The sequence below is a fragment of the Micromonospora sp. NPDC048894 genome (assembly GCF_040649765.1).
GTDB classification, from domain to species: Bacteria; Actinomycetota; Actinomycetes; order Mycobacteriales; family Micromonosporaceae; genus Micromonospora; species Micromonospora antibiotica.
In genome coordinates this window covers 278,586-305,381 of the sequence record NZ_JBEZFY010000002.1, presented here as the reverse complement: position 1 = coordinate 305,381, position 26,796 = coordinate 278,586, and the positions used below count along the sequence as shown (strand labels likewise).

Sequence of the window (26,796 nt, the reverse complement as noted above, 5' to 3'; positions counted from 1 at the left end):
GACGCAGTCGTGCTTGTGACAGCTCAACTGACGTTGCCCGAGCTGCGCGCACCCCCGGCCACCTGGATGGATCCGTTCGACGAGACGTTGTCGGTGACCGACCACAGCCGCTTCGCCGGCGCCCCCGACCAGGACGGGTTGCACAGGATCGCCGGCTCGCAGTTCTGCACCAGGTTGTCGCGGATCGCCATGATCGGACCCCCGGCGGCGAAGGCCCAGATGCCGACGCCCGCCCCGGCGGCCACCGAGATCCGGTTGTCGGAGACGAACACGTGCCGGATGCTGCCGATCTTGATGCCCCGGATGGTGCCCGAACCACGCCACCACGCCTGGTAGAGGTGGATGTCGTTGCCGGTCACCCGGATGGTGCGGCCCTGGATCGGCGGTCCCTTGTGGTAGGAGACCCCGATGTGGATCCCCTCGGCGACCTGATCGATGCGGCAGTCGGAGACCTCGACGTCGCCGACCGCCGTACCGCCGCCGATCACCACCGCGCAGGCCCCGACGGAGACCTCCGCCGCGGCGGTCAGGTCCCGCCGGTAACCACCGGCGTACTTCTCGCCGAAGGCCGGCTCCAGCAGGATCCGGTCGGCGACGCTGCGCAGGTGCTTCGCCGCCGCCGACGGGGTCTGCACCGGGCGCGACGGGGGCGACGCGGCCACCGCCGCCTCCCAGGCGCCCTGGCTCAACGCCGAGTCGAAGCGCAGGCTCGCCCCCGGCGCCGGCAGTGCCACCTCCCGGCGGTCGCGGGCGATGTCGTCGGCCTCCCGCACGTCGATCCCCTCACCGACCAGGTAGTCGCGCAGCGTCTTGCGGCCCTCGTCGGTGTCGAAGATCCGCCCGGCGCTCTCCCCGAGCCGCCCCTTGAGCGAGGTGAGCTGCCGCTTGTACGAGGGCAGCTGGGCCGGGTCCTCGGTGGCCAGGTCCGCCAGCCGCAGCACGTACGCCTCGGCGGCCCCGGCGGTGCGCTGGTCCTCGGCGGTGGGCGGGCGCAGGGTGGTCAGGGTCTTCCACTCGCTCTGCGGGACCATCGAGTTCATCCGTACGCCCCACCGGCCGACCCGGACCACGGTGTTCCACTCGCCCGTCTCCAACCGGTCGTCGCGGTCCAGGGCGAGCCGCCCCACCAACTGGGTGGCGAGCTGGCTGCGGAACTTCTCGTCCTTGACCAGCTCGGCCAGGGTCAGCGAGGCCGGCCGGGGCGGGCAGGAGAACCGGCACCGGGTGATCACCGCGTGGTCCGGGTTCACCAGCAACACACCCTGCTGGCCGTGGCCGATGAGGAAGTCCGAGTCGAGCACCCGGACCTTCCCGGGGGCCGCGCCCTGGTCGTTGCGGACGGTCAGGCAGGTGCTCTGCGGGGACGCGCCGGCCACCCCGGTGAGCTGGCAGTGCTCGATCGTCACCTCGGCACAGTTGACCGCCGACACCGGGCCGAGCCGCCCCTCGGCGGCAGCCGGGCCGGGAGTCTCCACCGCCAGGTGCGACACCGACACGGTGCCGCAGTTGACGAACATCAGCGCGAACTCCTGACCCTGCACCCGGATCCGGCTGGCCGGCCCGCTGCCCAGCACCCGGATGTTGGCCCGGCCGGTGAAGGTGACCGGCACGGTGCTGGTGTAGAGGCCGGGGGCGAAGCAGATCAGCACGTCCCCGGCAGGCAGCGTGGTGAGCGCCTGCACCCAGTCGATGCCCGGCCGGATGGTGATGGTCGCCCACCCACCGGTGGCGGACGCGGCGAGCTGGTTGATGGCGGCCTGGACGGTGGTCGCCCCGGCCAGCGACGGCCGCCCGGTCGGGTCGTACGACACCCGGTCGGCGCGCGACAGCGCGGCGGTGAAGGTCACCGGCAGGTGGGACGGCTGCCCGGCCTCGTCGAGGAGTTGGGCGGTGACCTCCTGGGTGGCGGCGGCCGAGTCGAGTTGCCAGGCGCAGCGGGCCCGGCCGTCGGCACCGGTCTCCACGGTGACGGTGGTGGCGGTGACCGCCCCGGCGGTGAGCCGGCCAGCCCCGCCGGTGACGGTGAACCGGACCCGGGCCTTGGCGACCGGCTGACCGCCCATCGCCACCCCGGTGACCAGGTCGTGCCCCAGCGGCACCAGGGTCGCCGGGCTGCCCGGCACCGGCACCGCCTCCTGGCCGTCCCCGCCGAGCAGGCTCAGGGTGGCCTGCCCGGTCAACGGGGCGAACACCGGCCGGCAGTCGCGCAGCACGCTCCACTGGCTGCCGTCCCAGCTCACGACGCCGATCCGGCCGTGCGCCCGACGCGGCCCGTGCGGGGTCTGCGCCACCGGCGTGGTGCCGACCCGGGGCCACTGGACGTCGTGCAGCGCCGAGCGGGCCGGAAACGACCACCAGTCGCCGGTGCGGAAGCTGCCCGCCGCCGAGAACCGGATCTTGATGCCGAGTTCCAGGTCCAACTCGACGCCGCCGGCCGGCACGGTGCCCCGGCCGTCCCAGCGGCGGACCCGGGGCCGCGACGGGAAGTCCGCCCGGTCGAGGCTGCCGGTGGCGGTGCCCGGCCGGATCACGATCCGGTCCCCCTCCACCCGGTCGACCTGCACCAACGTGCCCGGCAGGCCGTTCTGCTCCCGGCCGTCGTCGGTCAGCTCCACCCAGGAGCCGTTGGTGAAGCCGGCACTGCCGTCGCGGCCGGGGACCTTCACCGTCAGCACGTCGACGTCGATGCTCTCCCAGGTCGCCACCGTGGCGGCGTTGTCCCGGGACCAGACGAAACCGGCCACCCCGGGCGCCCCACCGGTCAGGATCTCCACCCGGTAGAACTGGTTGTCCAACCCGGTGTACGGCGACCCGGTCGGGATCACGCAGTCACCCCCGGAACTGCCCGTCGGGTCGGCGCGGACCGCGAGGGTGCCGGTGGAGGCGGCGGTCAGCTCCGCCCAGCCGGGTGGGGTGTCCGCACAGCCGACCGGGGTGTTGGGCGGCCCGGCCTGCAACAACCGCACCTGCCACACGGTCCGCAGCCGGGTGGTGGTGTCCGGCCCGCCGAGGGCGACCTCCCGCAGCGCCGGGTCCTCGATCGCGGTCACGTGCTGCGACCACACCTGCAACCAGGCGGCGTAAACCCCCGGCGGCACGGGGGCGCCACCGGCCAGCCAGGAGCCGTCGAGCTTACGGACGAACGGGCCGGCCGCCGGCAGGTCCGGCTGGGCGAACACGGAGACCGGGGTGTCGTTCTCGCAGAGCACCCCGTCGAGGTAGTAGCGGCCGGCCGACAGCTTCAGGTCGGCCCCGCCGGTCAACCCGAACGCCCCACCGACCAGCGGCGCACCGGCGGCGCCGACCACGTCGGTCAGCGCGGTGGCCCGCAGGTGCGCCTGGATGTCCTGCTGTTCGTTCCAGTCCGCGTCCAGGTCGACCCGGCCCTGCTGCTTGCGGACGCTCGTCGCGTGCCGCCGCTGGTCGAACGTGACGCGGCTGATGTCGCCCTTCATGGTGTGGTTCCTCCGGTCGGCAGGACGGGCAGGGCAGCGGCCACCCGCCCCAGCGGCAGGTACTCCGCCAGCGCGAGGGTGAGGTTGTGCAGGCGTTGCGGGGTCAGGGCACGACGGAACGCCCCCAGCTCCGCCCCGGACTCCGCCCCCGTACGCAACTCGGTGGCGGCGGTGGCGGCGAGCCGGCCGTAGGTGGCGTCGCCGTAGCGGGTGCTCGCCCAGGCCGGCCCGACCCGGGTGGCCACGTCCGGGTCGTCGGGTTGAGCCTGCTGGGCCAGGTCCGGTTGGCAGCGGTAGCGGCGCGGGGTGACCGAGCCGGGCCGCAGGTAGCTGAACCGGACGTACCCCTGTTGCCGGCGGGCCACCGTCACCTGCTGGTCGAACAGGCAGTCGGTGGCGGTCAGCACCCGCGCCGTGGTGGTGCCCAGCACCGTCACCCCAGCCAGTTCCGCCGCCGCGTCCCCGGCGGCGACCGGGCCGTGCACCAGCGTGTCCGTCACGGTCAACGGGCCGTCGGTGGTGGTCAGCGCACCCGTCACGCAGCGGTGCACCACCACCCGGGTCCGGTCGTTGCCGGCGGTGACGGTGAGCCCGGTCGCCGCCGGGCCGACGGTGCAGTGCCGCAACTCCACCAGGCCCAGGCCCGGTCCGCCGTCACCGGGCGCGGCGACGGTCACCGTCCCGGCGACCAGCAGCCCGTCGACGACCAGCTCACCCGGGCGGTCCCCGACACCGACGCCGGTGACGGCCAGCGTGCCCAGCAGGCAGGGACGCACCCCGACCGGGTCGAGGTCGGTCTGCCGCCGGGGCCGGTCCGGCGGCCGGGGCCACTGCGCGGCCAGCACACTCAACCGGCTGCCCTGCCCCACCCGCACCGACAGGTTCTCCCGGTAACGGTGGCTGTCCAGCACCACGATCCGGCCGGTGCTGCCCGGGTGCGTGGCCTGGAAGTCGTGCCAGGCGGTCACCGCCTCACCCAGCGAGGCGACCACCTCCCCGGCCCGTGCCGGCTCGGTCACGCTCACCGCGAGTTGCCAGTCCACCGGCCCGTCCGCCGCCCCCAGGTCACCGCGGCGGGGGTACGGCCCGGCGCCGACGTCGGCGCTGAACGCGTACCACCAGGAGACCGCGAGGCGGTGCACGGGCCGGCCGGCGGCGACGGTGATCCGGCCGCGCACCGGGTCGACCCGCACCACACTGCCGGTCGGCAGCTCCCAGCCGGCCAGGTCGCAGATCCGTAGCAGGTCCAGCGGGACCGGCCGCAGCTCGTCGGCCGGGGTGGGCTGGATCCACACCACGAACGACGGGTCGTCGTCGCGGAACCAGCGCCGCTGCTCGGGTGGGGGCGGGGTGCCGCTGGCGAGCGCCGCCAACTCGTCGCGCAACGGCCGGCGGCGCAGCGGACCGGGCACGTTCGCCTCGTCGGCCCGGTGGTCGATGTCCGGCTCGGTCACCGTCGGCCCGGTCAGCTGCCGGCCCACCCCCACCGGGTCGATCCACCACCGGCCGTCCGCCGGCACCACGGCCGGTGCGGCGGTGGCCCGGTCCAGCCGGTACGACGGCAGCGGCCACACGTACAGGCCGATGTGCCCGATGTTGGGGCGGCCCTGACCGGCGTCCATCGCCCGTACGTCCACCGTCCGGCAGACCGTCTCGAAGGGCCCACCGACCAGCTCCAACGGCGCGGCGGCCCGGATCGACGCGGTGGCCGGCGCGTCGCGGACGTGGTTGACGTGCTGGGTGGCGACCAGCCGTTCGAAGAACTCGACGACGGCGGCGCTCCAGCCGGTGTTGGCCCGGGTCAGCTCCTCCAACGCGGCGGCGGTGCCCTTGCGCCGGCGGAACCGGATGGTGTCGGCGACGCGGGCCCGGTCGGACAGGCCGGTGCCGTCGGCCAGCGGATGCAACTGACCCGCCCCCACCAGCTCACCCAGGTAGGGCACCACCCACTCGGCGCAGGTCTCCACGAACCAGTCGTCGGTGAGTTGGTCCACGTCGGCACCCAACGCGACGGCCTGCTCGGCCATCACCTCCACCAGCGCGTGCAGCACCCCGCCGGCCGCCTCGTCCTGGCTGCGCAGCGCGGCCGGCAGCAGGCCCCAGATATCCTCGGCCCTCACGATGCCTCCAGCAGGGTGACGTCACCGGCGTCCACGGTGAGCAGATCGGCGGGCAGCAGCACGTCACCGACCCGACGGGCCGGCGCGGCGGTGATCACGTCGAGGCGGGCCGGCGACTGCCCGGCGTCGTGCAGCAGCTCCAGCACCACCGCCGTGACCCCGGGCACCCGGTGCAGCAGCGCCTGCACCTCGCTGGCGCGTACCGGCTGGGCGTAGTCGCGGGCGTCGAAGCTCAACCCGGCGACCAGCGACGCGCGGGCTGCGGTCGAGACCGCCGCGAACCGGTGCCCGGCGGCCAACAACAGCCGGGCGGTCACCGCCACCCGGCGCCGGTGGTGGCCGAGGATCCGCACCGGCACGGTCGCCTGGCGGGCGGCGTCCAGGGCCCGCAGCAGGTCGGCGCGGACCGCCGCGTCCGGCGGGATCTCCGCCCCGTCCGGGCCGGCGACGGTGAGCAGGACCAGCTGCCGGGCGTCGTCCCAGACCAGGTCCGCGCGGGCCTTGCCGATCCCGGCGAAGGCGCGGGCGAAGTCGGCGTGGTCGTCAAGCGAGACGACCCGCCCCAGGGTGCGGACCGCCAGCGGCGCGTTGCGACGGGCCCGGTCCACCCCCTCCGGGTCGTCGGCCCCCGCGGCGGGCACCGGGTTGCCGACCTCCATCAGGCCCAGCGGCCGGGACAGCGGGATCGTCAACCGGCCGGGTGCCAGATCGGCCAGCCGCCCGATGCCGCTGCGGTAGGTGGCCACCACGTTGTCCTGCCCGGTGGGCAGCCGGGCCCCGGTCAGGCCGTCGCCGAAGGTGACCGTGACGGTGCCGTCGTCGGCCCGGCGCACGGTGTAGACCCGGGCGGAGGGGGCCTGCCCGAGCAGCGCCGGAACCTCCTGCCAGCGCACCCCGTCCACCCAGACCGCCAGGGTGGTGCGGGAGCCGCTCGCGGTCGCGGCGGGCACATAGGTCAGCGGCACGTGCCGCAGGCTGAACCGTTGGAACGCCCGCCGTGCATCGCCTCCCCCGAGCACCTCCGCCCGGCTCTCCCCGTGGGTCGCCGCCGTCACGTTGCCCAGCACCCGGACGCTGTCGCGCCGGTAATGCCGCGTCACGTTGGCCGTCAGGTCCACCGTGCTCTCGTCCCGTACCCGCAGCACGGTCACCACCTCGCCGACCGGCCCGCCGTCCGGGTCGACACCGGTGAGCACCAGCGGCCGGCCCGGCTCCAGCCCCGGCGTCGGCCGGGCCAGCTCCAGGGTCGCCGTCGCAGTCAGCGGGGCGGTCAGCGGTGCAGCGGCCGGCGGCAGCAACCGGCTGTCGCCGAGCACGGTGGTGGTGCGCAGGGAGAACATGTTCGAGTCGCCGCCGGCCACGGTGACCCGGGTGGTGCGGGCGGCGATGCCGAAGTCGGCCACCGGCACCTCCGCCACCGCGTCGACCCGGCGCAGCTGCGGCACCCCGGCGGTCTCCAGGACCAGCCACGACCCGGCCACGATCGACGGGTACGACTGGTCCAGGTGCAGCGTCCGCTCCTGGCTGCCCAGCGGGGCGTCCACCCAGCTGTCCTTGCGGGTGGCGTACGCGCCCGGCAGCACCTGGTTGGTGCCCGGGTTCAACTCACCGACCCGCAGCGCCACCGGCAGCGCCGACCACGGCTGCGCCTGGTGCCCGAAGAGCGCGGCCCGCTGCGCCAGCAGGTGCACCTGCACGTCCCGTCCCGGCTGACGCAGGTCCGTGCCGAGCGGCTGGGCGGTCACCGCCGCGTCCAACCCGACCACCGTGTACGCCGGCACCACCGCACCGCCGTCCAGCGCGGTGGCCGCCGCCGGCAGCACCGCGGTGGCCGCGCGCACCCGACGGACGTCGAACCAGTCGGGGCCGAGCACCAGCAGCGCACCGCCCGGGGTGAGCACGGTGTCGGTGCCGGCCAGGTACAGGGTGGCGTCGCCGGGGCGGGGCGCGCGGGGCGCGGTGACCCGCAGCCCCACCGCGTTGAGTTCCGGCCGGGCCAGCAGCGGCGTCACCGTCTCGAAGACCTGCGGCAGCTCGCCGGGGCCGGGCACGCTCTGCGCCTGACTGCCCGCCGGGATCGGCACCCCGTCCGGGGCGCCGGGGGTGGCGGTGACGGTGAACGACAGCCACGTCGTCGCGGCCACGCCGGGACGCAGCTCGTAGCCGATCGCGCGGGCCAGCATCAGCACCGAACCGCGTTCGGTGGCGGTGCCGAGGAAACCCTCGTTGGCGATCCGCTCCTGGTAGAAGGCGAGCACGTCCAGGGTCGTCGCCCAGGCGTGCAGCAGCGCCACCGCCGGGTCGTCGACCTCCCGGGTGGTCAGCCCGGCCAGCTCCGGCCGCCCACCGAGCCGGGCCACCAGGTCGGCGGCGAAGTCGGCCTGCCGGCCCAGCCGGTAGGCGATGCCACTGCGGCCGGGCGGGTTGGGCCCCCGGCCCACTCGTGAGGTCACAGTCCACCCACCAGGTCGAGGTGCAGGATGCCGTGCTCCGGCACGCTGGGATCGTTGTCGAGGCGGATCACTTCGGTGTCGCCGGCCCGCAGCACCCGGGCGGCCAGTTCGCCGCCGGCCACCACGCCCACCGGGTGCAGCTCGGTCACCCGCACGTCGGTGACCCCGGGGACACCGACCGCGGCGGCCAGCAGTTGGCTGACGTAGAGCGGGGTGCCGAAGCTGAACCGGTCGGGGTGGAAGAAGCCCCGCACCCCACCGGGCAGGTCGCGGGCGGAGAAGAGGTCCAGCAGGGCCCGGCGTACGTCGGACCGGAACGCGCCCGGGGTGACGCACACCCACAGCCGTAGCTCCACCGGCAGGTCGACCGGGTCGCGCAGTTGCAGGTCGTACCCGGCGACGCGGAACCGGTCGAGCCGCCCGGCCAGCCGTCGGGCCAGCGCCGGCTCGTCGGTGAGCCGCTGCCCGCCGGTCAGGTCGAGGGTGAGGAAGACCGTCCACCACGACCCCGTCCAGCGGACCCGGGCGGTGGCGTTGGCCACCTCGGGTAGCCGCAGGGCCGCCGCCACCCAGTCGGCGGTGGTGACCGCCCGTTCCTGGACGGCGAAGGCGACCGGGGCGTGCTGCCGGGCGTGCTCGATGTCCTCCGGGTCGGTGCCACCGACGGCGGGCAGCGGGTTGGTCGCGGCGAGCAGCCCGACCCGGTCGGTGACCAGGGTGGTCAGCGCGTCGTGGCCGAGGTTGCCGGCCGCCCCGCCGCCGCGCCACCAGGTGACCTGGAAGACCGTGCCGGCCGGTGGTCGCCGCCCCGACACGTCGTCGCCGAACCGCAGGCTCACCCGGCCGTCGCGTTCGCGTTCCGGGACGAAACCCTGGTCGAAGCGGTCGGCGTTGAGCAGGTCCCGGCGGGGCCGCCAACTGCCCTCGGTGGTTTCCAACCGGATCAGCGGCACCGCGGCACGCGGGTCCTGGTCGAGGGCCTGACTGGCCGGGGTGTCGGTCGGGAACGGCACCGCCGAGGCGACCGGCTCGCCGGTCAGCACCGGCCGCCACCGGTGTTCGGCGGCGGCCGGGAGCTGCCCGGACACCGCGCTGGCGTGCTGGACGGCGACCAGGTTGGCCCGGGCCACCGCACAGGTCACCAGCTGGCCGGTGCCCGTGCCGGCGACGGAGGCGGTGACGGTCAGCGGGAAGGCCAACCGGTCGGCGGCGCTCCACTCGACCTCCAGCACGGCCACCCCGGTGACCGGGTCGGTGGTGGGGTTCGCCGACACCAGCCGGACCACCTGCCGGTGGGTGGGGTCGGCGTCGGCACGTCTGCCGGTCTGCGGGGAGAGCACCTCCTCCAGCAGCAGCAGGTCACCGGCGGCCAGGCCGGTGGCCGGCAGGTCGACCAGGGTGGCCCGGGTCGCGCCGACGGGCAGCCCGCAGTCCCGGCCGCCCCACACGTACAGGGCGATCTCGTTGCGGGCGGCCCTCGGGGCGAGCGGGGTCAGCGTCTCGAAGCCGGTCGCGCCGTCGGCCAGCAGCGCCGCCGCGTCGGTGGGCCGTACCGCCGGGGTGGCCCGGTCGGCGGCCAGCACCGGGGTCCCGGCGGGCACACCCCGGCTCTCCACGTCCGACCCGGCGGCCACCCGCACACTGAGCCAGGCGCGGGCCGCGCAACCGTCGTGCACCGCGTAGTCCAGCAGCCGGGCGTGCCGGCGCACGGAGATCCGGCTGCGGGCGGTGCCCAGGTACGCCTCGGTGCCGGCGGCGTCCTGCCGGTAGGACAACCGGTCGGCGACGTGCGCCAGCGCCTCCACCACCGTGATCAGCGGGTCTGCCGGGTGCCGTTCGGCCCCACCGGGCAGGGCGGCGAGCCGGTCGAGCATCAGCCGCCGGAACCCGGCGTAGTCCTTGGCCAGGTAGTCGGCCGGCGCGGTGGTCGGCGGCGGCGGCGTCACGGTGGGGGCGGCCGGTGCCGGGTCCAGGTCGCTGGGGCAGTTGGCCTTGAAGGAGAAGGTCTGCACCGACAGCACCGGGTCGAAACCGGGCGGCACCCGGTCGTCCACCGCCGAGCGCACCAACCTCAGGGTGTACGGGGAGAAGTCACCGGCCCGGTCCACCCGGACGGTCAACTCCGCGCCGGTGGCGGCGACGCTGAGCACCCGCACGCCGGTGATCCGGACCCCGCCGTCGACAAGTACGTTCCCCACCGCCAGCGCGGCCCCGGCGGGCACCCCGCCGGTCTGGCCGGGCAACGGGTGCAGGAAACCGACGTGCAGCAGCCGCTGGTCGGTGGCGTCCACCTCGACCCAGTCGATGCCGTTGAAGGCGCTGCCCGGCCGGCCCACCTCGGCCCGCCGCTCGTCGTCGTCGCAGCGCACGCTCATCCCGCACCCCTTTCCACCGACACCTGCGCCGGCCGGCCGGTGGCCCGCAGCCGGTACCCGACGTGCACCCGCACCGCCGCTTCGGCCAGGTCGACGCGGACGTCGTCGACCTCGATCAGTTCGCCGAGCCAGCGTTGCAACGCGCTGCGGGCCTGCAACTCGGCGGTGCCCACCACCGCGTCGTCGACCGGGGCGAACAGCAACTGGCCGAGACCCGCGCCGAAGTCCGGCCGGTTGACCCGTTCGCCGGGCGCGGTGAACAGCACCGCCTCCACCAGGTCGGCGACGTGCCGGTCCGGGCCGGCCAGGCCGGAGCGGCCCCGGTTGTCCGGTCGCCACGGAAACGCCGGGTACGTCATGACGCCACCGCCCGGACCTGCACGCCGGCCACCGTCGGCGGCCCCTGCGGGATGCCCTCCGCGCTGACCCCGAGCCCGACGCTGGTGGCGAGCACGGCCGGCTGCCCGTTGACCAGCACCCGGGCCGCCAGGGTGGTCCACCGGAGCTGGACGCAGGGCTGCGGTTTGGTGCCCGCGCCCACCGGCACCTGGAAGGGGCACCCGGTGACCGGGTACGCGTCGGTGGCGGTGACCACCGGCAGGCCGCCGACCAGCACCCGCGCGTTGCCGGTCTGCGGGGTGACCGGGCCGGTGTGCGGGCAGGTGAGCACGGCACCGACGTGCAGCAGCGGGCCGGGCATCAGGTCACCGTCAACGCGGTCTGGTTGACCGCGACGGTCGGGCCGACCAGGGTGATCGAGGCACCCTTGCCGTTGGAGATGATGATCCCGGTGTCGTTGATCGAGATCATCGCCCCGGTCAGCGTCTTGAGCAGGATGCCGCCGGTCGGGCCGGGAGCATCGGAGATCATCAGGGTGGCCTGGCCGGGGGTCTGCAACACGATCGGCGGGGTGGGCGGCGGGGCCGACGACACCAGCGCCGGGATCTCCGCCTTGGAGCCGTACCAGCAGCCCGTCCAGATCGGATGGTCGGCGTCGCCCTGCTCGAACTCCACCCACACCCCGGTGCCCGGCAACGGCACGGCGAACATGCCGGCCTGGATGCCGGCCAGCGGGAAACAGGGCATCGCCCAGCTCGACGGGGGGAGCGTGACGTCCGGAACGGTCACCTGGATGCGGCCCTGCTGCAACGGATCGAGGTGGTTGACCACCGTGCCGCGATACTTGCCGTAGTACCTCGTCGTCATGGCTGTGCCCTTCCCGAGGTGGAGACCTGGGCGTTGCGGCCCAGGGTGAACCGCTGCTTGACCTCGCCCGCCTTGACCGTGGTGGTCACGCTGCGCACCACGTACTCACCGTCGTAGGCCCGGCCGGCGCCGCGCACCCCGACCAGCCGCCGGCAGCGCAGCAGCCGGCCGTAGCGCAGCACGTCCAACGAGCCGGACCCGGTGATCACATTCGCCGACTGGGCGGCCCGGGCCAGGCCCCGGGCGAGGGTCTGCACGACGTCCATCCGGGCGGTGGCGTCGTCGGTGCCGCTCGGGTTCGACCGCCCGATGTTCATCCGCCGGTACGACAACGGAATCGGGATCTTGCGGCCCAGCGGCGGGTTGAGCGGGCTGACGTCCGGCACCGGCAGCGGAATCGGCACCCGCACCTGCTCCGGGAACGCGGTGAGCAGGTAGACGGTCTTCTGCACCCCGTCGAAGGAGAACGACAACGACTCCACGTTGGCACCCGCGTCGGCGTTGACCGTCAACGCCGGCTGCGGCTGACCGGCCCGCACCTCCGGCCCCCAGTAGGCGGTGTTCATCCCCGGGGTCGGCCCCGGCTCCACATAGAACGTGTAGCCCACCTCGTCGGCGAGCTGCGACACGTACGCGAAGGTGGTGCCGCGTACCGCCGGGATCCGCTGCACCGGGTTCGGCGCGAACACCAGCACGCTGGGCACCACCATCGGCACCACCCCGTACGCGGCGAACGGGGCGAGCAGGGTCAGCACCCGGGCCTCCGCCGGCATCGGCATCGGCAGGTCCGACAGGTCGATCAGGTCCATCATCTGGCTCACGTCCACCCCGGTGAGGGTGAGCGTCGACGCGCCCGCGTCGTTGCTGCGGGCCACGTCGTGCCGGGTCACCACCCCGTCGGAGAGCACCTGCGGCCGGCCGTCGACGTGCAGCACCAGCAGCAGCCGGGTCGGCGGGTCGAGGCTGCCGTCGGCGAGCATCCGCTCCACCAGCGACCCCCGGCCCAGCGCCAGGCGCAGCTGGAAGCCCGAGCGCTGCCCGGCGTTCTGGGTGACCTGCGCCTCCTGCACCGCCGCCACCAGCTCCATCGGGGCCGGCCGGAAGGTCAACGGCCCGATCAGCACCTGCAACCGCACCCCGCTAGGCATCGAGGCCCCCCGGGAAGCCCTCGGGCAGGGCGACCCGGACCACCTGGCCCGGCTGCTCCAGCTCCGCCGGGTCGAAGACGCCGTTGGCGTCGCAGAGCTGCCAGAACGCGGTGGGGTCGCCGACGGTCCGACCGGCCAGCAGGTCCACCCGGTCCCCGTCGGCGACCGGTTCCCAGCCGGCGGTGGCGAGCCGGTCCGCGGGCGGCACGAACCGGCGACGCAGGTGCACGACCTCCCGACCGGTGTCCGGGTCGACGGTGACGGTGGTGCCCACGGTGGCGTACCGGCTGTCGGGGGAGACCGCGCCGGGTGCCGGCGTGTCGACGCCACCCGCGCCGGTCGCGGCGAAGAGGGTCTGCGCGACCCGGCTCTGCGCGGCCACCAGGGCCGGATCGGTGTCCGTCGGGTCGCTCATGGCAGCCGGTCGATGCCGAGGTCGGCCAGCCGCCCGCCGCGCGCCCGGCCGGCGAGCTGTTCGAGCTGCTGGTGGGCGGCCATGGCCAGGCCACCGGCCCGGCCGTCGGTGCCCACGTCGTTGACGGTCAACACCCGCAGACCCAGTCGGATCTTGGCGCGGATCGGGTTCAGCATCGGGTCGAACGCCTCCTCGGTGATGGTCAGCTCGGTGATCCGTACCGGCCAGAGCCGGCGTCGTCCGAAGGCCAGCAGCACCAGCGGCGCCGGCGGCGGCACCACCTCCAGGGTGCCGGCGGCCAACAGCGCCGCGGCGTCCTGCACCGCGGCCAGGCTGGGATAGGCCAGCGACTCCAGGGCGGCCAGCTGGGCGGTCAACCCCAGCTCCACCGCCTCGGGGTCGGTGAGCTGGTCGGCGGCGTCGAGGTCGGCCTCCAGGGTGAGCGTCTGCACCGGCGGGCCGGTGATCCGCAACGCCTCGCCCCGCGCCCCGCCCTCGGCCCCGGCCGTCTTGAGCTGGAAGCCCCGGGTCAACGAGTCCGGGTTGTACTGCAGGGTGATCACCCGCCGGCTGCGCCCGCTGTCCGGGTCGAGCACGACCAGGCCGGCGCGCAGCAACCGGGGGCTGAGGGGACTGGTCACGGGGTGCCTCCAGAGGTGGGACGCCGCCAGCGGATCCGCTCCGCCACGGCCCGGGTGATCCGGCCCTGCATCAGCAGCGGGTCCAACCCGCTGAAGTCGACGGTGCAGTCGGTCAGGTCGGTGATCCGGATCTGCCCGGTCGACAGGCCGAGCCCGTCGAAGAGCAGGTTCACCCGGGCCACCGTGGCGCTCTGCAACGACACCGGCCGCAGCCGGCCCGGCAGGCCGCCCCCACCGGCGGCCCGGCGTACCCCACCGCCGACGGCGAGGTGCACCAGCGCGTCGGGGGCCAGCACGATCTCGTTGCTGCCGCCCAGCGGCAGGGTGATCTCCCGGGGGTTGTTGATCGACAGGTCCACGTCGACGTTGCCGATCGCCAACATGCCCGGCGGGCCGGTCGACGGTTCGTCGCTCTGCACGTCGGCGATGGTGTGCAGCAGGTCGTCACGGGAGGCGGCGGTCGGCCGCAGCAGCCGGTTGAGGCGTACCAGGTGCTCGGTGCGGGCCTGGCTGACCTCGCCGGTGTCGAGCTGCCACCGTAGGAGGTCGACGTCGCTGTCCGGCGGGGGAGCGCCCTCCGCCCCGAAGCTGGGCAGGTGCACCCGGTAGACCAGGTCGTCGCCCTCGACGATGAACCGGCCCGGGGTCCACCACGGTAGCGCGCCGGTGAGCCGGCGGTAGTCGACCGCCCCGTCGCGCAACGCCAGCCGCACCTCCCAGCTGCGCTCACCCCACAGGAACCCGTCGTGGGTGACGTCGAAGTCGATGTGCCCGTTGAGGCTGTCCAGCACCTCACCGATGCGGTAGGCGTCCAACACCCGCACCAGCGCGTCCCATTTCCCGGCCAGGGCGGCCCGCCGCTGCGCGCTGGTGGTCCGGGCGGGCGGCGGGGCCGGGATCGGGGAGCCGCCGCCGAGCATGGTGGCCAGGTCCAGCACGAACCGGGCGTTGCGGATGTCCAGCGACGGCAGCTCGCCCGACCCGCTGGTCAGGTCGTGGGTGAGGTCGCCGAGCAGCCCCTGCTCGACGAAGATGTACAACCCGAGCCCGCTGTCGGTGAAACTCAGCCCGGTCACCTCACCACCGCGTACGGCGATCCGCCGGCCGGGGGCCGCCGAGCCGTCCGGCCCGGCCGGGTCCTGCTCGTAGCCGATCGAGGTGAACCGCAGCCCGTACTCGGGGCGGCCGGTCGGTGCGCCGAGGAACAGCAGTTGGCGACGCGGGTCGGCGGTGACCTGGGCGCTGATCGCGGTCAGCGTGGGCTGCGCCAGGTTGAGCCGCAGCCCACCGTGGTCGAGGAAGTCGACGCTGAGCCCACCGGCGGTGAAGTCGGCCGTGCCGCCGGACAGGAACGTGCCGATGTCGAAGCCGACCCGGGCCGCCTCGATCGCCCCGATCCGCAGTCCACCGAGGATCCGCATCCCCTCCGCCGTGCGGGTCGCCTCCACCAGGAAGCCGTCCTGCCCGGCCGCCGGCACCAGCCGCAACTCCCCGAGCACCGCCTCGATGTCCGGGTTGAGCCGGATGGTGACGCCGTCGTGCAGATCCACCAGCAGCCCGCTGGCCCGGGTCTGCTGCACCACCAGCTCCCGCAGCAGCAACCGGCGGAACCGGCCGCCCGGCGTGCCCGCCGGCCACAGGTCGACCCGGGCCCGCGCGCTGATGCCGAGCAGGGTGATCGCCCCCGCGCCCGACGGGATCCGCAGGCCGAGCGCCGCACCCTGCCAGTTCAGCGCGTCCACCGAGATGGTGGCCAGGCTCAGCCCCGGCTGCCCGTCCGGGCCGATCTCGATGTGGTCCGGGCCGACGCTGACCACGCCGGTGTCCAGCCCCTGGATGCTGACGTGCTGGTCGTGTTCGCCCGGCCGGGGACCGACGCCGAGCTGAGCCTCACCGCCGACCACCCGGGCCTGGATCCGGCCGCCCCGACCGAAGGCGAGGGTGAGCTGGGCGGCCCACAACGCGCCGTCGACGTGCAGCGCGGCGTCGATCCGGCCGGCGATCTCCACCCGGGTCGCCCCGGTGGTGAGCCGTCCGGCGGTCACCCCCGCCGCCGCCGACCAGCGCAGGCCGCGCAGGTCCACGTCGAGGATCTCCAGCGGCGGCCGGTCCGGCTCCCCGGCCGGGAGCGGTTCGGGCCGGCCGAGGCCGACGTCGAGCACCCCGTCGCGGTAGCGCAGGTCCCGCCCGGTGATCCGGGCGATGTGCAGCCGCTCCAGGTGCAGCGCGGCGGTGGCCGGGACGACCCGACCGGCGGCGTCGCGCTGCTCCGGCGTGCTGTCCCAGCGACCGCTGGCGGTCAGCCCGTCCAGCACGGTCGCCCCCCGGGAGACGATCCGCCCGTCGCCGGCCCGCCAGTCGATCGCGCCCAGCTCGATGCGGGCCGGGCCGACGTCCTCGAAGCGCAGCCCGCCGGCCCGCTCGGTGACCAGCCGGCCGCCGAGCCCGGCCCGGCGTACGGTGACCGCGCCGTCCGGGGTCCGCAGGGTGGTGTCGGTGAGGGTGAGCCCGTCGAGCTGGATGCGTTGGCTGTCGGTGGGGTCGCTGAGGATCCGGCCGGTCACCGGGTCGACCTGGTGCGGCCCGGCCCGGATCAGGTCCACGGTCACCGTGGCGGCGTTCGGGCGGGTCGCCCGGCCACCCACGGTGCCGGTGATCGTGGTCGGGCCGCCCTGCACCGCGCGGGACACCACGGCGAACCGGAGCCGGTCGAGCTGACCGACGGTCAACCGCCCGGAATAGGTCAGCTCCTCGCCGGTGAGGTCCACGTCGAGGTCACGCAGCCGCACCCCGATCAGCGCGCCGGAGACCACCTCGACGCTCATCCCCGGCGCCGGGTCGGTGACGTCCATGCCGATCCGGTCGGCGTCGATCCGGTCGATGACCAGGTTGCGGACCAGCGCGCCACGGACCTGCCGGCCGGTGGCGGTCGCGCCGGTGCGGACCTGGACGTCGAGGCTCATCCGACCGATCCGGGTGCTGCCCCGGGAGTAGAGGCTGCGGCCGGGCGAGTGCATGGACAGCCCGGTCAGCTCGGTCTGCTCCACCACCAGGTCGGGTAGGCGCAGATCGTCACCGACGGGCAGCACCCGGCCGTGGATCGCCTCGCCGGGTGTGCCGTCGGCCCGGGTGGGCGCGGTGAAGGCGATCCGCCGGGCCTCGACGCCCGGCCCGGAGAACCCGGTGACCGCCAGCTCACCGACCCCGAAACGGACGGCGGTCCGACCGATCGGCAACCCCTGGGCCGCGGCCGGGCCGGCCAGCTCGGCGGGGAGCGGACCACCGCCGACGGTGTCGAGGTCGGCGCGCAACCGCAGCCGGGCCGCCGCCAACCGTTCCACGGTGGTGGCCCCGGCCCGGACGTCGGTGGCGGTCACCTCGGCCAACCGCAGCTCCACCCCGAGGGTGGCCGGGTCCAGGGTGACGTCGAGCCCGCCGACGGTCAGCCCGCCGGCGGTGACGCCGAAGTACCGCCGGGCCCGTTCCCGCAGCAGCTGAAGCTCCTGCTCCTGGGCGCGGGTGCGGTGTCGCGGCAGGGGGCGGCCGGCCGGGTCGACCGGTTCGGCGGCCAGCGACTCCAACTCATGCAACCGGTCCAGGTCGGTCAGCCAGCGGGTCAGCTCCGCCCGCCGGTCCGCCCAGCGGGGCTCGGCGGGCAGCGCGGCGAGCTGGGCGGCGACGTCGGCCCGGGTGGGCAGGTCCCCGGCGGTGATCCGCAGCGCCGGTGCGCCGGCCGGGCCGGGCAGCAGCCGTACCCCGGCGAGGGTGGCCGACCCGGTGCTGCCCCGGGCCGTCGTCGCCGCGTCGACCGGGACCCGGTCGCGGCGAAACCTGGTGATCAGCTCGTCGTCGGGCAGGTACTCGCCGATGCGCGACGGCAGGGACGCCTCGGCGTGGATCGGGTCGACCTCCACCCCGGCGGCCTCGACCCGGCCGGTCAGCCCGGTGACCCGGATACCGCCGATGTCGATCGCGCCGCCGACGGACTGGCGCAACTGGTCGGAGAGTTCCACCAGCCGGCGGCGTTCGGCCTCGGACAGCGACTCGGCGTGCCAGCGGTGCCGGGCCTCCAACCGGTCCAGTTCCCGCTCGGCCGGCTCCAGCGTGGTGAGCTGGCTGTCGACGGCGCGCAGCCGCTCCTCCAGGATGGCACGTTGCGCCCCGGTGGCGGTCTCGCGGCGCAGCCGCAGCGACTCCTGCTCGGCACGCAACCGGGCCGGCAGGCTGGTGGCCACCCCGATCAGCGTGCGACCCACCTCGATCCGGCCGACCTGTTGCAGGCCGGCGAAGGAGAGCCCCTCGGCGGTGGCGCTGGAGAAGCTGACCCGCAGCGAGTGCATCATCTCCACCGCGTCGGTGACCCGTTCGCCGACCCCACGGGGCGGGCGGAACACCCCGTCGGTGAGCAGCCCGATCGTCGCGTTGGCCAGCGGAGTGAAGATCTCCCCGGCGGTCAGCGAGGTGAACTGCTGGGCCAGGAACGGCGCTCCGGCCGTGTACGGGGCCAGCAACGCGTCGCTGATCTTGGACAGGAACGGCAGCCCACCGTAGAACGAGATGACGTTGTGCAGCAGGTGGATCAGCGGATCGATGATGGGGATGCCGACCCAGCCGTGCCGGCCCGGCTCGGTCACGTTCTCCTGCCCGGTCGCCCCGGCCCGGAACGCCAGCGTGGACAGCCCGAACCGGGTCAGGCCGAGCAGCCCGCCGGGCAGCCCGTCGCTGGCGTACACCACGTCGGAGACGCTCAACGCGCCCATCCCGGCCTGCGCGCCGACCGGCCGCTCGTAGCCCCGGTCGGAGAACGAGGCGACGATGTCCAGGTCGGTCAGGGTGACCCGGCCGGTCCGCAGCGAACTGCCGGTGAAGGTGCGGTTCACCCCGTCGAGTTCCAACCGGGGCAGCCGGACCCGCAGCACCCCCTGCCGGGCGTCCACCGACAGCGACAGCCGGTTGGTGCGTTCCCGGTCGGTGTCGCGCAGCCGGGCGCCACCCAGGTCGCCGCTGATCCACTGGGCGTCGTGCAGGTCGAACTCGTCGACGGTGACCTCGTCGGTGAACAGGCTCAACCCGGTGCGGCTGAGAAACAGCAGCTTCAGCCCCACCGCCACCAGCCGGGCCAGGTCACCCACCACGGTCGGCAGGCCGTCGGTGCGCAACGACTCCGGGTCGAACGAGGGCCGGCGGGTCGCGTGGTAGAGCCGCAGCTCCGCCACCAGCGCCGCCAGGTCGGGCAGCAGGTCCGCGCGCACCTCCCGGGAGCGCAGGAACACCCACCGCCGGTCGTCCAGCGCGTACGCCTGGATGATCAACGACCGCAGTTCGGTGGCCCGCCCGGCCCGCCAGAGCCGGTCGTCGCGCAACCGGTCGCGCAGCTGGTCGCGGGCCTCCACACGGCGCGGACCGGAAATCGCGGTGACGGCGAGGGAAGCGCGCATCTGCGGGGTCATCCCGGACTGCATCCGGGCCCACCGGTCCGGATCGTCGGCGGCCAGCCGGGTCTGGTCGGCCACCGGCAGGCTGCGCACCAGCTGGAAGGCCAGCCACGCCTCCCGGGGGTTCACCGCCCAGTCGGTCAGCCCGATCGCCAGCAGGCCGCGGACCTGCCGTTCCAGGTGCGCCGGGTCGCGCAGGGCCAGCAGGTCGAGCAACTCGGCCCGCCACATCTCGTGGGTCAGGTACGCATCCGGTAGGGCGGCGAGGATGCGGTCCAGGTCACGCAGCGCGTCCAGCCGGTGCACGGCGGTCCGCAACGCCTCCCGGCCCCGGGCATCCGGCCCGGCGGTCGCCCCGGTCGGCCGGTCGTAGCCGATCAACCGGCGGACCAGCTCGACGGACTTCACCCCGTCCAGGCCGTCCTGCACGATCCGGTGGATGTCGGCGACGAGCCGCTCGGCGTCGACCTGCCCGGCGCTGCGCCGGCGGCGGTCCCACGGCTCGGCGAGGGCGCCCACGCCGGTGTAGCCGCCACCGAGCACATCCTCGGCCGGGATGTTCTCCTCCAACCGGTCGAACCAGCTGCCCTGGTCCAACCGCCGCCACCGGTCCTGCGCGGCCAGCGGGAGACTACGCAGCAGCAGGTACGCGAAACGGGCCTCATGGTCGCGGATCGCCCAGTCGAACACCCCGTACGACAGCAGTCCCTCCACCCGGGACAGGTTGCGGTGCTCCGGGCGGGCGGCGAGCACGACCAGCAGCCGGGGGCCGAGCGGCGCGTCGACCCGCTTCTCCTCCCACGGCAACTGGTCGAGCAGGGTGTCGAGGTGACCGCTGTCGTCGAGCTGGCGGACCGCGTACCGCAGCCTCGGACCCGGCTCGGGCGGCCCGGCGGCGGCCGACGCGGCCGTGGCCGGGGCACCGGCGGTGGGTGCGGCGGGGGCCAGGTCGGCGAGCTGGCGCAGCGCCTCGTCGGCCCGACGGTCACCGATCGACCGTTGCACCCGCCGCAGCAGGGCGGCCAGATCGGCGTCCCGGTCGAGGCGGGCGTCGTCGGCCGACGCCCCACCCAGGATGGTGACCTGCTCGCGCAGGGCGTCGGCGTCGTTGCCCGCCGGGGGCCGCTCGGCCAGCAACGCCCGGAACTGCGCCTTGCGGTCACCGCCCAGCAGCTCCCGCAACACACTGGTCCGCAGGGCCCGCAGCACGTTCAGCGCGGTGCGCCGCTGCACCGGGTCGAGCCCCTCGGCGCTCAACCCGTGCACGTTGTCGGCTTCCAGCACCCGCAGCAGGTAGGGGGTCTGCCCACCGAGGGCGGCCAGCGCGGCACGCGGGTACGCCCGGTGGTGGTCGTCGTCGAGGTTGCCGGCCAGGTCGGTGCGCCGGGGCGCGGGCAGGCTGTGCACCAGGCTGCGGGCGACCACGAACGGCAGGGTGTCCAGGATCCGCAGGCAGCCCCGCACGTCGTCGCCGGAGACCCAGAGGCCGTCGAGCAGGTCGACCATGCGGGCCCGTTCCGCCCGGTACCGGCGCTCCACCAGCGCGCCCAGCTCCGCCTCCAACGGGCCGGTCCCGGCCTCGTCGGCCGGCGCCCGGTCGGGGGCCGGCGGGCTGGCCGGGCGCGGCGGGGTGGCGACCGCACCGGTGTCGGCGGCGACCACACCTGCCGGCAACCGGGCCACCGGCGTCCACAGTGCCCGCCCGGCCGAGGCGGCGTCGGCCAACGCCCGCGCCTCGCCCTCCGGGTCGGTCGCCCGCTGCCCCGGGTACGCCGTGCCGGCTGTCGCCTGCGCCAGGTGCCCCAACTCGTGCACCAGCAGGGCCCGCCCGGCCGCCCGGGACGGGTCGAAGCCCGGGGCCAGGTGCACCGCGCCGTCGGCGAGCAGCCCGCGCGCGCCGTGGTTGGCGGCCCGTCGACCCGCCGCACCGAGGTGCACCCGTACGGCGTCCGGCCGCAGCCCCAACGACGGGGCGTACCGGTCGACCAGTTCACGGGTCAGCGTGGCGAGGGCGTCGTCGCGGCCCGGTGCGGGTTGCGTCGTCGGTGGGGGAGCCCGGTGGGCGGCAGTCTCCCGGGCGGCTCCCGCGCCGGTGGCCGGGTCGGGGCTGGTCATCGGCCCACCCCCGGCAGACCCAGCCGGGCCCAGATCGTCTCGGCCAGCGCGGTCGGCAGGTCGTCGCCGGCGGATGGGGCGCTGGCCTGGGCACCGGCCGACGGCAGGCCACGGTCGGCGATCAGCCGGCTCAACCGGGCGCCCACCTCGGCTGCGAGGGTGGCGTCGACCGGCCCGTCGACGCCGGTGAGGACCAGCCGGCGGATGTCGACCTCGACGGTCGTGACCTCGATGTTCATGACCACAACCCGGGGTCGGCGGGCCGGTCGTGCTTGGCGTACTCGGCGGCGACCGCGTCGAGCACGTGCCGCATCCCGACCGGGTCACCCTCCCCGGCGGCGACCAGTGCGGCACGCAGCGCCACGGTGTGGATGTCCCCACCGGTGAGGTCCAGCGCGGCGAGGCGGGGCAGGTCCAGATCGGCGGTGGCGACCGCGGCCGGGAAGGCCCGCCGCCACAGGCCGGCCCGCTCGGCGGGACCGGGGTGTCCGAACGGGACCACCACCCGCAGCCGACGCAGGAACGCCGGATCGATGGCGGTGCGCATGTTGGTGGTCAGCACCGCCACGCCCCGGTACTGCTCCATCCGTTGCAGCAGGTACGACACCTCGATGTTGGCGTACCGGTCGTGGCTGTCGCGTACCTCGGAACGGCGGCCGAACAGGGCGTCGGCCTCGTCGAACAGCAGTACGGTGCCGCCCCGCTCGGCGGCGTCGAAGATCCGCCGCAGCTGCTTCTCGGTCTCACCGATCCACTTGCTCACCACGGTCGCCAGGTCGACCCGGTGCAGGTCCAGCCCGAGTGCGCCGGCCACCACCTCGGCGGCGAGGGTCTTGCCGGTGCCGCTGGGCCCGGCGAACAGCGCGGCCACCCCGAGACCCCGGCCGGTCCGACCGGCGAAGCCCTGCTCCGCCAGGAGGGCCCGGCCGGCCGCCGCGGCGGTCAACTGACGTAGCTGGGTCAGGGCGGGGGCGGGCAGCACCAGGTCGTCCCACCCGGCCCGTACGTCGATCCGTTCGGCCAACCCGTCCAGGTCCCGCCGGACCCGCTCACGGACCAGCCCTCGCGCCACCGCCACCGGGTCGACGGTCGGACCGGGGACGGCGGGGGCGGCGGAGTCGAGGATCTCCCGGTGTCCCAGGTCGAACTCCCGGGCCAGGACGGCGGCGGCTGCCGCGGCGCGACCGGGCAGCGACTCCCGCCACAGCGCCCGCTGTTCGGCCCGGGACGGCCGGTCCACCGTCGGCCCGGGGGCGACCCCGTCGAGGGCGACGGCGCGGGGGACGCTGACCACCACGTCACCGACGAGCCGGGCCAGCAACTGCGCCACGGCGGCGCCCACCTCGGGTGGCTCGTCGCCGGTCAGCTCGACGACCAGCACCGGATCGGCGAGCACCACCTCCCGGTTCCACAGCCGGGCGAACGCGTCCCGGTCGGTCACCGCGCGGGGCAGGTCGGCTGCGGCCACCCGGTGCCCGACCCGGCCCACCGTCGCGCACGCCGCCGCCAGCACGTCGACCCGGTCGGCGGGGTCGGGCCCGCAGACCCGCAGCGGGCGACGGCCGCCCTGCCAGGCGGCGCAGAGCTGCTGCGCGGCCCGGCGACGGCTGGCCGGCAGGACGGCCGGCGGCGGGGGCAACGGCACCAGGTAGGGCCGCAACCGTTCGTCGAGCCGCCCGACGCCGCGCAGCTCGTGCAGGACCCGCTCGTCGACCCGCAGCGGGGCGTGCGGCAGTGGCCCCTCACCCAACTCCACCAGCCGCGCCGCGCGCAGCGGACGGTCGGCGGCGAGGGCGTCCCAGTGCCCGCCGGGCAGGGCGTCCAGGCACCAGGCGAAGGTCGGCGGTCGGTCGAGCAGACCCAGCTCCCCGGCGACCGAGGCGACCAGCACGTCACGTTCGAAGGCGGTCAGCCCGAATCCGGTGGCGATCCGGTGCGGGGTCGACCCGTCGGCCGCGCCGTCCGGGGCCGGTTCGCCCTTGAGGAGCAGGTGGATCCGCTCCACCTCGGCGGCCAGCCCGCCGTCGTGCCCGGCGGCCGGCGGTGGGCCGGGCCAGCGGGCGGCCGGGCGTGGGGCGGGCATCACAGCACCACGGCGGGGCCGTCGTACCGGCCGGTCGGGTCGGCGTGCAGCGGACTGTCCACCCCGTCCACCCGCAACCGGGCCAGGTAGGTGCCGGCGGGCAGGTCCTGGAAGGCGAAGCTGATCCGCCCGGTGTGCTGCCCACCGGACGGCACCCCGTTGTCGGCCGGCGCGGCGAGCACCGTGCCACCCGCCCCGGTCAGCCCGAGGGTGACCTGCTGGCCGGCCTCGACCTCCGGCACGACGTCGACGGTGACCGTGCCGGTACGCAGCACCACCCCGTCGACCGTCCGGCTGGACCCGACCACCACGTCGCCGGGGGCGACGGTGATCGTCGGCCGGTAGCTGACCGGTACCGCGTCGGAGCTGATCGCCGGCCGGGGCGTGGGTGGGTCGCCCAACGCCACCGAGTGGGTGACGACCAGGCCACGGACCCCGGCCGCGACGGGCCGGTCGAAGGCGGACATCGGCAGCCGCAACTCACCGGCCGAGGCGGTGGCCGGGCTGGCCGAGGCCGTCCCGATCCGGACCCGGACGTCCGGCCCGGCCAGGTTACGGCCGGTCACCACCAGCGTCGCACCGGCCGTGACCGGGGTGCCGGTCGGCCCGTCGGCGCGGACCAGGTCCACCTCGGGGCCGTCGACGTCGACGGTGCCGGCGGTGACCGCGCGGACCGGCAGGGGCTCCCGGGCACCGCGCAGCGGGTCGATCAGCACCACCGACACGTCGAAGAAGACACTGCTGCGGTACGGCGCGCTGAACGCCGACCAGAGCCGGAAGCTCTCCTCCCCGCCCGGGCTGTTGGTGACGCTGACCCGGAGCAGCTCAACCTGCTCGGCGAGGCGGGAGTCGGCCACCGCGGCGGGCAGCGTCGGGTCGGGCGGGTCGGGGGCGAGTGACCGGCGGATCGTCGCCCGGGTCAGCACCGGCGTCTCGTGCAGCATCGCCAGCAGGTGGCCGAGCAGGATCTCCCCGGTCAACGGGTCGTGGCCGTAGACGCTGGCCACGTAGTGCAGGTCGACGCCGAGCGGCGGCGCGGCGACGTCGTCCCCGCCGGTGCTGCGCGGGGGCGGGCCGAGGTTGGCCCAGGTCGGGTTCCGGGTCACCCGGCTGAGGAACAGGTTGACCTGGTTGCCCTCCTGGTTGCCGACGGTCACCCGGTCCGGTGGGCCCGCCGAGACGGAGACCCCGCCGACCGCCGACGAGGCGCCGGTGGCCCGCAGGTAGGCCATCAGCTGCCCGCGCAGCACGGCGGTGACGGCGGCCAGGGCGTACCCGGTGCTCATCGCGGCACCCCCGCCCCGCGCAGGTACGACTCCAACTCCGGTGCCGGCCCCGCAGCGACGGCTGGGGCGGCGGTGGCCGGTGTGGTGGCCGCCGGTGCGGTCGCGGGCCGCCGGTTGCCGGCGAGGCGTACCTCGATCCGGTCGATGTGCACGTGCACGGTGACCGGCTCCGGGCTCCGGGCGGTGGCCCGGGTGACCGGAGGGCGGTGCCCGGGAGCGGCGGGCGGTGCGGGAGGCGGCACGGTGCCGGCGCGCACCGGCGCGACGGCCGGGGGCGGGACGACGGGGTGCGGGGCGGGGGTGTGGGCCGGCGGCCGGTCCGGGTGGTGGTCCCGGCGGGATGGCTGCGGGGACCGCTCCGCGGCGGCGGGGGTGGCCGGCGGCCGGGGCGGCGTGGCCCGGCCCGTCGGCACGCCGACAGGCGGGGTGGAGCCGGAACCTGTCGCCGGAGCGGGCAGGGGTGCGGGTGCGGGTGGGCGGGTCGCCGCCGCCGGGGTCGGCCCGGCCACCTGGCGTTGCCGCCCTGCGGCGTTGCTGCCCTGCGGTGGCACCGGGTGCGGTGGTTCGGGGGCCGGCATCCGTGCGGCCGGTGGGGCGGGTGTCCCCACCGGGCCGGGCGGTGCCACCGCGACGTGGGGGTGGGGCGTCGGCGACGGGTCCGGCACCGGCGGGGTGACCGGCCGGCTGGCCGGCGGGGGTGCCGTCGACTCCTGCTCGTCGGCCAGGAACCCGCCCACCTGCGGGGTGTCCGGTTCGAAACGCCCGTGGCCGCGCGGGCGCAGCCGGGGGGCGGTGCCGACGGCCAGCGCCGCCAGCGCGGCCAGGTAGCCGGTCACGGGACCCGCTCCAGGTACGCGGCCCGCCGGTGCGGGCCCAGCCCCAGCACCTGCGCCTCCGACCAGCCGTAGGCCCGGGCGAGTCGGTGCACCTCGTCGAGCAGCCGGCGGACCCGGGTGTCGGCGGCCTGCCACGCCCAGGCCGGCACGTCCAGCAGTGCCTCGGTGCTGCCGCCACAGCCGGGACAGGTAAGCGTGACCGCGACGACGCCGAGCGGGTCGCGTTCGGCCATCGCCTCGGACACCGCCGGCAGCGCGGCGGACGGGTCGGCCAGCGGCGGGGTGGCGTCGAGCAGGCAGGCGTCGAACAACCACCGTTCGGCCGCCGCCGCGTCGCCGGCCCGGGCCGCCCCGGCCAGGTCGGCGGTGGTGGGCAGCCGCAGGCTCAGCAGGTGCCCCCGCCAGGTGAGGGTGAACGGCCCGGCGGCCCGGTCCGCGTCGGTGCGGTCCGGCGCGGCGGCCAGCAGGTCGGCGACGCTGAGGGCCACCTCCAGGTGCTCCGGGCAGGCCCGGCAGTCCACCGTGGCCGCCACCCGGCCGCCCGTCCAGTCACCGGCGGCGGCCAGCAGCAGCGCCGTCACCTCGCCCACCGGCAGCCGGTCGGCGTCGGCCCGGCCGAGCAGCAGCAACCCCCGGACCGGCGCGGGCCGACCGAGCGCGCTGTCCCAGGCGTCGACCAGCGCCACCTCGGTCAGCGGCGGCCCCCCGGTCACGACCCGAGCCGGGGTTCGGCCGGTTCGGGCACCGCCTCGTCGCGTTCCCAGCCCTCGTTCTCCAGTTTGATGTGCTCGATCGCCACCGCGTTGGCGTTGGCGTCCAGCTCCGGCAGCGCCTGGTATTCCGAGACCCAGCAGCGGAACAGCCGGTACGACTGGGCGACCTGGCCGGCCTCGTTGAGCAGCTCGATGGTGATGTCCCGGCGGAAGTCGGCCAGGGACACCTCCGAGCCGAGCCCGGCGTGCAGCGCCCAGATCCGTCCGGCCCACTGGGCGAATTCGGCGTCGTGGGTCAGCCCCCGCTCCAGGGTGACCGCCTCGAACTCGGTACGCCCCGGCGACTTGTGGCTGGTCGAGGCGTTGCCGCCGTCGCGGTGCTTGACCACCTCGGTGGTCCGTTTCAGCGCGCTGACCTTGCTGACCCCGGCTACGTAGCGGCCGTCCCACTTCACCCGGAACTTGAAGTTCTTGTACGGGTCGAAGCGCGTCGGGTTGACCGCGAACTGCACCAT

Annotated in this window: 17 protein-coding genes; all 17 read right to left on the bottom strand. The window is 75.5% G+C overall.

The annotated features are described in order from the left end of the window. Positions 1 to 23: 23 nt before the first annotated feature. The 17 genes from AB0C22_RS05190 to AB0C22_RS05110 are packed head-to-tail and all read right to left on the bottom strand — an operon-like array spanning position 24 to position 26,796. Positions 24 to 3,455, bottom strand: a complete 3,432-nt coding sequence (locus AB0C22_RS05190) for a DUF6519 domain-containing protein (RefSeq protein WP_357533598.1) — start codon at positions 3,453 to 3,455, stop codon at positions 24 to 26. Next, the gene (locus AB0C22_RS05185; protein ID WP_219461704.1) at positions 3,452 to 5,575 is read right to left on the bottom strand and encodes a phage tail protein; all 2,124 of its coding nucleotides are present in this window, start codon (positions 5,573 to 5,575) and stop codon (positions 3,452 to 3,454) included. The genes AB0C22_RS05190 and AB0C22_RS05185 overlap by 4 nt, the downstream gene beginning before the upstream one ends. Beyond that, positions 5,572 to 8,028, bottom strand: a complete 2,457-nt coding sequence (locus AB0C22_RS05180) for a hypothetical protein (protein ID WP_357533595.1) — start codon at positions 8,026 to 8,028, stop codon at positions 5,572 to 5,574. Before AB0C22_RS05180 ends, AB0C22_RS05185 begins: the two co-directional genes overlap by 4 nt. Next, on the bottom strand, positions 8,025 to 10,403 hold the full coding sequence (locus tag AB0C22_RS05175) for a hypothetical protein (RefSeq protein WP_357533593.1): 2,379 nt from the start codon (positions 10,401 to 10,403) through the stop codon (positions 8,025 to 8,027). The genes AB0C22_RS05180 and AB0C22_RS05175 overlap by 4 nt, the downstream gene beginning before the upstream one ends. Continuing rightward, the gene (locus tag AB0C22_RS05170; RefSeq protein ID WP_219461715.1) at positions 10,400 to 10,762 is read right to left on the bottom strand and encodes a GPW/gp25 family protein; all 363 of its coding nucleotides are present in this window, start codon (positions 10,760 to 10,762) and stop codon (positions 10,400 to 10,402) included. Before AB0C22_RS05170 ends, AB0C22_RS05175 begins: the two co-directional genes overlap by 4 nt. Then, positions 10,759 to 11,103, bottom strand: a complete 345-nt coding sequence (locus AB0C22_RS05165; protein WP_357533591.1) for a hypothetical protein — start codon at positions 11,101 to 11,103, stop codon at positions 10,759 to 10,761. Before AB0C22_RS05165 ends, AB0C22_RS05170 begins: the two co-directional genes overlap by 4 nt. Continuing rightward, entirely contained in the window at positions 11,103 to 11,609 is a 507-nt protein-coding gene (locus tag AB0C22_RS05160) for a phage baseplate assembly protein V (RefSeq protein ID WP_067303923.1), read from the bottom strand. The genes AB0C22_RS05165 and AB0C22_RS05160 overlap by 1 nt, the downstream gene beginning before the upstream one ends. Beyond that, the gene (locus AB0C22_RS05155; RefSeq protein ID WP_219461720.1) at positions 11,606 to 12,757 is read right to left on the bottom strand and encodes a hypothetical protein; all 1,152 of its coding nucleotides are present in this window, start codon (positions 12,755 to 12,757) and stop codon (positions 11,606 to 11,608) included. Before AB0C22_RS05155 ends, AB0C22_RS05160 begins: the two co-directional genes overlap by 4 nt. After that, positions 12,750 to 13,172: a hypothetical protein gene (locus tag AB0C22_RS05150; RefSeq protein ID WP_219461722.1), complete on the bottom strand. Its 423-nt coding sequence runs from the start codon at positions 13,170 to 13,172 to the stop codon at positions 12,750 to 12,752. The genes AB0C22_RS05155 and AB0C22_RS05150 overlap by 8 nt, the downstream gene beginning before the upstream one ends. Next, complete coding sequence (locus tag AB0C22_RS05145; RefSeq protein ID WP_208566086.1) at positions 13,169 to 13,813, bottom strand: hypothetical protein; 645 nt, start codon at positions 13,811 to 13,813, stop codon at positions 13,169 to 13,171. The genes AB0C22_RS05150 and AB0C22_RS05145 overlap by 4 nt, the downstream gene beginning before the upstream one ends. Further along, on the bottom strand, positions 13,810 to 21,363 hold the full coding sequence (locus AB0C22_RS05140; RefSeq protein ID WP_357533589.1) for a DUF4157 domain-containing protein: 7,554 nt from the start codon (positions 21,361 to 21,363) through the stop codon (positions 13,810 to 13,812). The genes AB0C22_RS05145 and AB0C22_RS05140 overlap by 4 nt, the downstream gene beginning before the upstream one ends. Beyond that, on the bottom strand, positions 21,360 to 21,602 hold the full coding sequence (locus AB0C22_RS05135) for a hypothetical protein (protein ID WP_219461731.1): 243 nt from the start codon (positions 21,600 to 21,602) through the stop codon (positions 21,360 to 21,362). The genes AB0C22_RS05140 and AB0C22_RS05135 overlap by 4 nt, the downstream gene beginning before the upstream one ends. Beyond that, positions 21,599 to 23,446: an ATP-binding protein gene (locus AB0C22_RS05130; protein WP_357533587.1), complete on the bottom strand. Its 1,848-nt coding sequence runs from the start codon at positions 23,444 to 23,446 to the stop codon at positions 21,599 to 21,601. Before AB0C22_RS05130 ends, AB0C22_RS05135 begins: the two co-directional genes overlap by 4 nt. Further along, positions 23,446 to 24,732, bottom strand: coding sequence for a DUF4255 domain-containing protein (locus AB0C22_RS05125; RefSeq protein WP_357533585.1), 1,287 nt, complete (start codon positions 24,730 to 24,732; stop codon positions 23,446 to 23,448). The genes AB0C22_RS05130 and AB0C22_RS05125 overlap by 1 nt, the downstream gene beginning before the upstream one ends. Beyond that, positions 24,729 to 25,568 carry a hypothetical protein gene (locus AB0C22_RS05120; RefSeq protein WP_357533583.1) on the bottom strand — a complete coding sequence of 280 codons (840 nt, stop codon included), beginning with the start codon at positions 25,566 to 25,568 and terminating at the stop codon, positions 24,729 to 24,731. The genes AB0C22_RS05125 and AB0C22_RS05120 overlap by 4 nt, the downstream gene beginning before the upstream one ends. Then, entirely contained in the window at positions 25,565 to 26,281 is a 717-nt protein-coding gene (locus tag AB0C22_RS05115) for a hypothetical protein (protein WP_208566080.1), read from the bottom strand. The genes AB0C22_RS05120 and AB0C22_RS05115 overlap by 4 nt, the downstream gene beginning before the upstream one ends. Beyond that, the gene (locus tag AB0C22_RS05110; protein WP_208566079.1) at positions 26,278 to 26,796 is read right to left on the bottom strand and encodes a phage tail protein; all 519 of its coding nucleotides are present in this window, start codon (positions 26,794 to 26,796) and stop codon (positions 26,278 to 26,280) included. Before AB0C22_RS05110 ends, AB0C22_RS05115 begins: the two co-directional genes overlap by 4 nt.

Bases quoted from the DNA above. Each gene is read 5' to 3' on its own strand.
- AB0C22_RS05190 (WP_357533598.1), bottom strand. From the start codon at position 3,455: ATGAAGGGCGACATCAGCCGCGTCACGTTCGACCAGCGGCGGCACGCG.
- AB0C22_RS05175 (WP_357533593.1), bottom strand. From the start codon at position 10,403: ATGAGCGTGCGCTGCGACGACGACGAGCGGCGGGCCGAGGTGGGCCGG.
- AB0C22_RS05170 (WP_219461715.1), bottom strand. From the start codon at position 10,762: ATGACGTACCCGGCGTTTCCGTGGCGACCGGACAACCGGGGCCGCTCC.
- AB0C22_RS05165 (WP_357533591.1), bottom strand. From the start codon at position 11,103: ATGCCCGGCCCGCTGCTGCACGTCGGTGCCGTGCTCACCTGCCCGCAC.
- AB0C22_RS05160 (WP_067303923.1), bottom strand. From the start codon at position 11,609: ATGACGACGAGGTACTACGGCAAGTATCGCGGCACGGTGGTCAACCAC.
- AB0C22_RS05155 (WP_219461720.1), bottom strand. From the start codon at position 12,757: ATGCCTAGCGGGGTGCGGTTGCAGGTGCTGATCGGGCCGTTGACCTTC.
- AB0C22_RS05150 (WP_219461722.1), bottom strand. From the start codon at position 13,172: ATGAGCGACCCGACGGACACCGATCCGGCCCTGGTGGCCGCGCAGAGC.
- AB0C22_RS05140 (WP_357533589.1), bottom strand. From the start codon at position 21,363: ATGACCAGCCCCGACCCGGCCACCGGCGCGGGAGCCGCCCGGGAGACT.
- AB0C22_RS05135 (WP_219461731.1), bottom strand. From the start codon at position 21,602: ATGAACATCGAGGTCACGACCGTCGAGGTCGACATCCGCCGGCTGGTC.
- AB0C22_RS05130 (WP_357533587.1), bottom strand. From the start codon at position 23,446: ATGCCCGCCCCACGCCCGGCCGCCCGCTGGCCCGGCCCACCGCCGGCC.
- AB0C22_RS05125 (WP_357533585.1), bottom strand. From the start codon at position 24,732: ATGAGCACCGGGTACGCCCTGGCCGCCGTCACCGCCGTGCTGCGCGGG.
- AB0C22_RS05110 (WP_208566079.1), bottom strand. From the start codon at position 26,796: ATGGTGCAGTTCGCGGTCAACCCGACGCGCTTCGACCCGTACAAGAAC.